This window comes from Gammaproteobacteria bacterium, assembly GCA_013696315.1.
GTDB lineage: Bacteria > Pseudomonadota > Gammaproteobacteria > JACCYU01 > JACCYU01 > JACCYU01.
In genome coordinates this window covers 1-7,415 of record JACCYU010000176.1, presented here as the reverse complement: position 1 = coordinate 7,415, position 7,415 = coordinate 1, and the positions used below count along the sequence as shown (strand labels likewise).

Annotated in this window: 7 protein-coding genes, 2 tRNA genes and 2 pseudogenes; 3 read left to right on the top strand and 8 right to left on the bottom strand. The window is 59.7% G+C overall.

The genetic code is table 11. From position 1 onward, the window contains the following. Positions 1–158 precede the first annotated feature (158 nt). Positions 159–281, top strand: a pseudogene (locus tag H0V34_10490) (DNA repair protein RadC). 150 nt (positions 282–431) lie between these two features. Here H0V34_10490 and H0V34_10485 read toward each other — a convergent pair. From H0V34_10485 to H0V34_10455, 7 genes are all read right to left on the bottom strand, one after another. Next, positions 432–656, bottom strand: a complete 225-nt coding sequence (locus tag H0V34_10485) for an SOS response-associated peptidase family protein (protein MBA2492096.1) — start codon at positions 654–656, stop codon at positions 432–434. Positions 657–689: 33 nt separating this feature from the next. After that, positions 690–1,088, bottom strand: coding sequence for an SOS response-associated peptidase (locus H0V34_10480; protein MBA2492095.1), 399 nt, complete (start codon positions 1,086–1,088; stop codon positions 690–692). A 1-nt stretch (position 1,089) separates the two neighbouring features. Continuing rightward, the gene (locus tag H0V34_10475; protein ID MBA2492094.1) at positions 1,090–1,299 is read right to left on the bottom strand and encodes a hypothetical protein; all 210 of its coding nucleotides are present in this window, start codon (positions 1,297–1,299) and stop codon (positions 1,090–1,092) included. 265 nt (positions 1,300–1,564) lie between these two features. Then, complete coding sequence (locus H0V34_10470; GenBank protein MBA2492093.1) at positions 1,565–2,389, bottom strand: hypothetical protein; 825 nt, start codon at positions 2,387–2,389, stop codon at positions 1,565–1,567. A gap of 67 nt (positions 2,390–2,456) precedes the next feature. Next, a tRNA-Thr gene (locus H0V34_10465) sits at positions 2,457–2,532 on the bottom strand. Between the two features lie 156 nt (positions 2,533–2,688). Further along, a complete protein-coding gene (gene thiO, locus H0V34_10460; protein MBA2492092.1) occupies positions 2,689–3,786 on the bottom strand; it encodes a glycine oxidase ThiO in 1,098 nt (365 codons plus the stop codon). 43 nt (positions 3,787–3,829) lie between these two features. Next, positions 3,830–3,903, bottom strand: a tRNA-Gly gene (locus tag H0V34_10455). Positions 3,904–4,003: 100 nt separating this feature from the next. Here H0V34_10455 and thiS point away from each other — a divergent pair. Beyond that, positions 4,004–5,056, top strand: a pseudogene (thiS, locus tag H0V34_10450) (sulfur carrier protein ThiS). Positions 5,057–5,084: 28 nt separating this feature from the next. After that, positions 5,085–5,762: a tRNA (guanosine(46)-N7)-methyltransferase TrmB gene (gene trmB, locus H0V34_10445; GenBank protein MBA2492091.1), complete on the top strand. Its 678-nt coding sequence runs from the start codon at positions 5,085–5,087 to the stop codon at positions 5,760–5,762. On the opposite strand, the gene H0V34_10440 is transcribed toward trmB, so the two are convergent. Next, on the bottom strand, positions 5,759–7,415 hold a 1,657-nt coding region (locus H0V34_10440; GenBank protein MBA2492090.1), incomplete at its 5' end, for a SulP family inorganic anion transporter. The genes trmB and H0V34_10440 overlap by 4 nt on opposite strands.

Below are 7,415 nucleotides of genomic sequence, written 5' to 3'. Positions count from 1 at the left end.
AAAAGAGCAGGAAACGAGTCACTTTTCGCGCCCAACACTCCCGTCAGCGAACCGATGAACCATCAACACGACTCGAAACCTGCGCTCGCGACGCGAGCCGGCTTCTCAAGTCCGACAGGCTGCTAGTCCGGTACTTTCCGTAAGCACCCTCAGTTACAGCCGATCGGCACATCACCGAGCGCGTCAAGGCGGCGCTGGGCTTGATCGACGTGCGCGTGCTGGACCACATCGTGGTCGGCGGCAGTTCAGCCGTGAGCTTCGCCGAGCGCGGCCTTCTCTGACCGAGGCCGTTGAGCCCCCGCACCGCGATCAGCGGCGCGCATAGCTGACTAGATGGGGCCCGTCTGTTAGATTATGCGGTGTGGGCGAATGCCAATCCGCTCACGATCCAAATAGCATGTTTCCCCCGCCCTTGTGGCGGGGTTTTTGTTTCAGGCCGCGAGGGGCTCGATCAGCTCCGGCCCCTGATTCCGCGCGTTGTTAACCTGGCGGCTGATGGGATACGCCGTCAGCCATTCGGACGGGCAGGGCTTAAGCAGTTGGCCCACTTCGCCGACATCGCCTTCCATCCACCAGTCAAAGTCCTGCGTATCCAGGATCACCGGCATCCTGTTGTGTAATTCCGACATCATGTCTTTAGCTTCGGTAGTGACAATCGAACAGGATTCGAGTGTTTCCTCGCCGTGCTTCTAGGTTTCCCACAGGCTCGCGAATCCCAGCGGCTCGTCATCGGGCTTGTGAATGAAGTGAGGAATCTTGGGATCGGTGTCGCGTTTCCACTTGTAGAAACCACTGGCCGGGATCAGGCAGCGGCGCATTTTGTAAGCGGCGCGGAAGGCGGGCTTGGTGGCCACTGTCTCTGCCCGCGCATTGATGGTCTTGTAGCCGATCTTCTTGTCCTTCGCCCAGAAAGGGATCAACCCCCAATGCATCGGCGTCATCACCCGCTCGCCGTCAATGACGCGAACCACGGGTACGTCCTGCGTGGGCGCGACGTTAAAGCGGCCCGTCAGCGGGTTGCGGACTTTGATCAGATTGAAATACCGCTCGATGGCGGCTTCATTTCGAGTGACGTAACGTCCGCACATTTTAAACTTCCGGTGGCAGTTCGTTACAAGTGGCGCCGAACTGGTGGTCTTCAACGATCTTGGCCGCCAAAGTCACTTCGGCGACCCGCCCATCGAACAGGCGCTTATGGCCAACTATCATGACGGACCTCGGGCTGTCGCCGCGCTCGGCTGCTTCGAGTAAGTGCGGAATCTCGCGCGCCAACTGCTCGAGCAGGGCCGACCCTTGCACGTCGTGTGCACCGGCAGTTGGTGCCGGATAAGACTTATAGGAGGCCCCTTTTCGATGACCACCCACAACCTGTTCAGCACGGGCGCCGAACCAGGCTCGGCGCAGCCATTGGGATAAACGAACTCAACCCACTGTTCAACACGGACACCGCCGACACGCTGACCTATGCGGCCGCCGTGCTCACCAGGTCGTGCCAGTGGCCGGCGGCTTGCAAGAGGGATGCAACGCCTGGCACGGGCGCCATCAGAATCACTGGACGCTCACATCAGGCTTCCCCACATGGCCGCGCTTCGGCGGGGCTTTTCGCTTGGACGTCGCGCGTAACGAACCCCGGAGCGTACAAGTGCATTTCCGCCATCGGGGGGAAGTCATGGAAATCATGGTAGATGATCCCAGCGACGGCAAAAGATAGCCGGAACCCAGCGAAGCACGCGAATGGGCCGCCGGCCTGATGGGCCCAAGAATATTGAAATTGCTCTCTCACGTCCCAACGTCCTTGCTTGAGCGTGTACAGCTTACTGAACATAGAGTTCCAACTTTCAGGGATGTCGCCCGACCAGAGCTGGTGGTTTGAATACCACGTAACAGCGATGCCGGCGTTGCTCGGCACGATGACACCCAAATGGTAATAATGAAGTGCAAGACTTAGTTTTACTGCGAGAACTCGAATACTGGCGCAAAAAAACGGCCCAAGATTTAATGGGTGAAGCGTTGGCCCGTCAGTCAAATTGCTCGTCAGTGCGTCGTACTGCTGCTGCCAACTTGGCATCATTTCGCGGAGCATTCCAGGATAAGCGCGAGCGACGCCATTCAAGAGCTTCGTCAGTTCTTCATTCTCGGCCTTGCTCGTCACATCAGGGTAAAAACGAGCCGCTAAGGCGGCAACTTGCTCATGCCCCCGTGTGAACTCGTTGCATCGTTTGCAAGCCGGAACCTCCAATTCGTTAGGCCGCTTACGCCCCAAGAACGTAGCTCGTGACGGTACATGATCGCGCACACTGGCAGCTGTATCGCCGCCGCAGTAGCAGCACATAGGATGGTCTAGAAGAAACTTCTGCGTATAGGAACGTCTGTTCTTTGCTTCGCCCATTCTGCGGACACCTTTGCGGACATGAAAAAGCCGGCTTGTGCCGGCTGTACGTAACTCATTGTTTTATTGGTGCCGGCGAGAGGAATCGAACCTCCGACCTACTGATTACGAATCAGTTGCTCTACCGACTGAGCTACACCGGCTTATGGGTAACTTGATTTAAATGCCTTCTTCGACGACGCATTTAGAATTCGTTGCAGGTTGGTCGATCCAAACCAGCGTGCAAGCATAATCGATGGCCGTGGCAGCCTCAAGGCGGCGCGGCGCGATCAAGGAGGCCGGGATTTTGCGATAGAGGCCTAATACTCCGCGCGAGCCGCGCTCAGTGAATAAGCCTCCGGCGCGAGTACCGGCGGTCTTTGGAGCACAAGATCTGCCGCGAGCCGCGCCGAAGCCGGACCCAGTGCCAGCCCGCATCGGAAATGGCCGGTGTTTAAGAAAAGTCCGTGCAGCTCGGGATGCTCGCCAACGTAAGGAATACCCGCGGGTGAGCCGGGGCGCAGGCCGGACCAGTGGTGTTCAATTGGATAATTGCGTAAAGCCGGCACCCAGGCAGTCGCCTTAGCCACTAGTTCCTCCCGCGCCGCGACCGTGGTCGAGTTGTCGAATCCGCTATCCTCCAATGTGCTGCCAACCAGCACGCGCCCGTCTTTACGGGGAATCAGGTAATCGCCTCGACAGAGAACGATTCGTCGCACCAGCCCTTGGGGGGCGTTGAGCACGATAATCTGGCCGCGCACCGGCTGCACCGCGACAGGGGCAAAGTTCGGCGGTATGAGTCGGGCGCTCCAGGCGCCGGCTGTGATCAGCACCCGCGCCGCATTGAACGCACCCGATGACGTCTCCACCCCCGTCAGCGCACCGCCACGTACCCGGAGACACAATACCTCCACGCCCTCGCGATAGTCGACATTGCGCACGGAGAGACTGGAACGCAGGGCTTTTACCAGTCGTGGACTGCGAATCTGCGCAATATCCGGCAGCCACAGGCTTTGCTCGAAGACAGGGGCCAATGCCGGCTCGCACGCATGTATTTCCTGTCGATCCAGAACCGTAACCTGAATATTGTGATCGGCGCGCCATCGCATCGCGGGTGGTCGTTCGTCCACATCCAGCACCAGCATGCCGCTTTGAGTCCATTGCGGATCGATACCGGTTTCAGCCGTCAAGATTTCGGCAAGTTGCGGATACATACTCTGGCTGACAGCCGCCATGCGGTTGACCGCGGCCGGATGCCGCCATGGATAAAGCGGACACAAAATACCGCCACTGGCCCAGGATGCTTCGCCGCCCAGCCGGCCGCGCTCGAGCAACAGGACGCGCGCGCCGGCTTCATGCAGATACCGCGCGGTCAGCATGCCCATCAGGCCGCCGCCGATAAGAATGCAATCAGCCATAGGAGTCGCGTAGAGAGTAGGATAACGGACGCCAACGCATGGGTGGAGCGGGTGATGGGAATCGAACCCACGCCATCAGCTTGGGAAGCTGAGGTTCTACCATTGAACTACACCCGCCTGATTGCGATTATAGGGTGTCATGAATTGAAGTCATAGCCCCGGCGCCGTGGTGTTTTAGGTAAAATGTATGATCTTCACGCAGCATGACGAGTTTGATATGAACGTATTGCTCAACGGCGAGCCAAAAAGTTTACCGGCCGGCACTACCGTCGCGCGTCTCGTCGCGATGCTACAGCTTGGAGAAAAGCGTCTGGCGCTGGAGATTAACGAGGAAATAGTGCCGCGCAGCCTTTACGCAGAGTATGCAATCCGGGCCAATGACCGCATTGAAATCGTGCATGCCGTCGGTGGCGGCTGAGTACGACGAAACCGTCAACTCCACACCGAAACCTGTCACATGGCTACCCTGCTCGAAACATCCGGTCGGACTTCAACGGAAACCCTGCGAATCGCCGGTCGTGATTTCACGTCACGTCTATTGATCGGCACCGGCAAATATAAGGATCTTGCGCAGACCCGATCCGCCATCGAAGCCAGCGGCGCGCAGATCGTCACGGTGGCTATCCGGCGCACCAACATCGGGCAGAACGCGGGCGAACCTAATTTGCTGGATATTCTTCCATCCGAGCGCTACACCATTTTGCCGAACACCGCAGGCTGTTTTAATGCGCAGGACGCCGTGCGTACCTGCCGGCTGGCGCGCGAACTCCTGGACGGGCACGACCTGGTCAAGCTGGAGGTGCTCGGCGATGAGCAAACGCTCTACCCGCATATCACCGAAACGATCACGGCGGCCGAGATTCTGCTGAAAGACGGCTTCAAGGTTATGGTCTACACCAACGACGACCCGGTGGTTGCGCGCCGCCTGGAAGACATGGGTTGCGTGGCGGTTATGCCGCTGGCGGCGCCTATAGGATCCGGGCTCGGCATTCGCAATCCCTACAATATTCTGACCATCATCGAGAACGCCCACGTGCCGATCATCGTCGATGCCGGCGTAGGCACCGCCTCGGATGCGGCGATCGCCATGGAACTCGGTTGCGACGGCGTGCTCATGAACACCGCTATTGCCGCCGCGCGCGATCCGGCGTTAATGGCGTCGGCCATGAACAAGGCGGTTGCGGCGGGTCGCGAGGCCTTTCTGGCCGGCCGTATGCCGCGCAGGCGTTATGCATCGGCATCCTCTCCCATCGAGGGCACGTTTTTCTGAGGCGAGCATCGCGCCTGTTGTTGCGTCAATGACCGAACTTCGCCGCATCCGCAGTTACGTGCGGCTGGAAGGGCGTCTGACCCAGGCGCAGAGCGACGCGATCGCGCGTCTGTGGCCGCGCTTCGGGCTCGAATTGGGTCCCGACAGGTTTGATTTTGCGCGGATTTTCGGCCGCGAAGCACCGCTCTTCCTGGAAATTGGCTTCGGTAACGGTGAGGCGCTTGCGCAACTCGCCACTAATGCGCCGGAACGCGACTTTGTCGGCATCGAAGTCCACCGCCCCGGTGTCGGTCACCTGTTGCGACTGCTGGAGGGCAAAGAAATAACAAACGTGCGCGTCCTCTGCGAGGATGCGGCACTCGTGCTGCGGGAACATGTATCAAGCGCCTCGCTGGACGGGGTGCTGTTGTGGTTCCCAGATCCATGGCCCAAGAAGCGTCACCACAAGCGCCGCCTGGTGCATGCGGAATTTATCGCGCTGCTGCGCGAGCGTATGCGTCCCGGCGGATATCTGCATCTCGCCACGGACTGGCAGCACTACGCGCAACACATGCTCGCAACGGTAGATGCCGATGGCGGTTTCGTGAATCTTGCGGGTAACGGTCGCTACCCTGCACGCTTAGTCAGCCGACCACTGACCAAGTTTGAACAGCGCGGCTTGTGGCTGGGGCATGAAGTATGGGATATGGTTTATCGGCGGGTCTAGATGTTTTCGGCAATCGAGGATTCGACTTTCGCACCGACCAGCCGGGATTTTAGCTTCGCCTCGGTCTCGGCAGTCATCGGCGCCTGCGCGCATTCGGTGAAAATGCGCCGCGTGCAGTGCGCGCAAATATCCTTGTCCAGAATTTCGAACAGCGATCCCAGCGCCTCATGTTTCGACGCGTAGATCCTGTGCACGTGGCGGGTCGCGCCGTTACGTTCCAAAGTCGCGCGGGCGCGCATCCTCAAGCCCACCAGAGAAAGGCTGCCGCCGCGTTGTCGGCGACGGTTGCCTTCACGGGCCAGCAGTTCGCTGCCCGCCATGTCGATCATATTGATGCCGCTGCCGACCAGCAATAAATGTCGTTGCTCCGGCGCCGCCGCCGTGAGCTCGCGAAACTTCATGTCCACATAGTCTATGGCGCCGAAAAACAGCGCACCGTCGATTCGCAGTATCTTGAGCTGCGGACACTCGGACACGGGTTTGCGGTCGATATTTACCAGGCGGCGTGTTGGGTCTTCGGGATTGGGCGCGAGGCTGACGATGTTCGGCTTGCTGGCGCGGTTCAGATACAACACCAGCGACAGCAGGACACCCGCGTAGATCGCGAATGCCAGATCGATAAACAGGGTCGCCGCAAAAGTCGTGAGCAAAATGGCCGCCTCAGCGCGATCGGTGCGCAGGATAAGATTTATCTGTCGAAGATCGATCAGATTCCACGCCACCAGCATCAGCACCCCGGCGATCGCGGGGATCGGTAGATAGGCCGCAAGCGGTGCGGCGAACAGCACAATGAGTATCAGGATTAACGCGGCCGTGATCGCAGCCAGTGGTGTCCTGGCGCCGGCCTCGAAATTGACCCCCGTGCGCGTGAACGAGCCAGAGGCTGGATAACACGAGAAGAAACTGCCAATCAGATTGGACAAGCCCTGCCCCATAAACTCGCGATTGCCGTCGATGCGCTGGCCCGAGCGCAGCGCTACGGCGCGCGCGATCGACGATGCCTCGACCAGTCCGAGTACAGCGATCGCCAGTGCGCTGGGCGCGATGTCGCGCAATGTGTTCAGACTGATGTCGGGCGGCGACAGGGGCGGTATCTGCGCTGGAAGCGCACCGACGAGACGCACCCCATGGTTGGCGCCGGCTAGCGCCACCGAGAGGATCGTACCCGCCGACATTGCGATCAGCATGACCGGCCAGCGCGGGCGCCAGGCTCTTATGGAAAGCGCCACCAGCAAGGTGACCAGCGCGATCCCGAACACATAAATGTTGGTATCGTCCAGTTGGCGGTACCACATCAGCCAGATTTGCACGAACGACTGGTCGGCTGGGATCGCCAGGCCGAACGCGGCCTTGAGCTGGCTGGTGACAATCAGGATGGCGGCGCCGGCCGTGAACCCGACAATCACCGTATGCGATACAAAATTGACCAGTGCGCCGAGCCGCGCCAGGCCCAGCATCAGCTGAATGACGCCCGTCATGCAGGCCGCGGTGATCGCAAGCTGGACGAATTTCTCCGAGCCCGGTGCCGCCAGTGCCGACAGGGCCGAAAATACAACGATGGATATCGCCGTGGTAGGCCCGGAAATCAGGTGCCAGGAAGAGCCGAGCAGCGCCGCGACGATGGCCGGCACGATAGCCGTGTAGATTCCATAC

Coding starts and splice junctions, on each gene's coding strand:
- H0V34_10480 (MBA2492095.1), bottom strand. CDS start 1,088: ATGTGCGGACGTTACGTCACTCGAAATGAAGCCGCCATCGAGCGGTAT.
- H0V34_10470 (MBA2492093.1), bottom strand. CDS start 2,389: ATGGGCGAAGCAAAGAACAGACGTTCCTATACGCAGAAGTTTCTTCTA.
- thiO (MBA2492092.1), bottom strand. CDS start 3,786: ATGGCTGATTGCATTCTTATCGGCGGCGGCCTGATGGGCATGCTGACC.
- trmB (MBA2492091.1), top strand. CDS start 5,085: ATGACCGAACTTCGCCGCATCCGCAGTTACGTGCGGCTGGAAGGGCGT.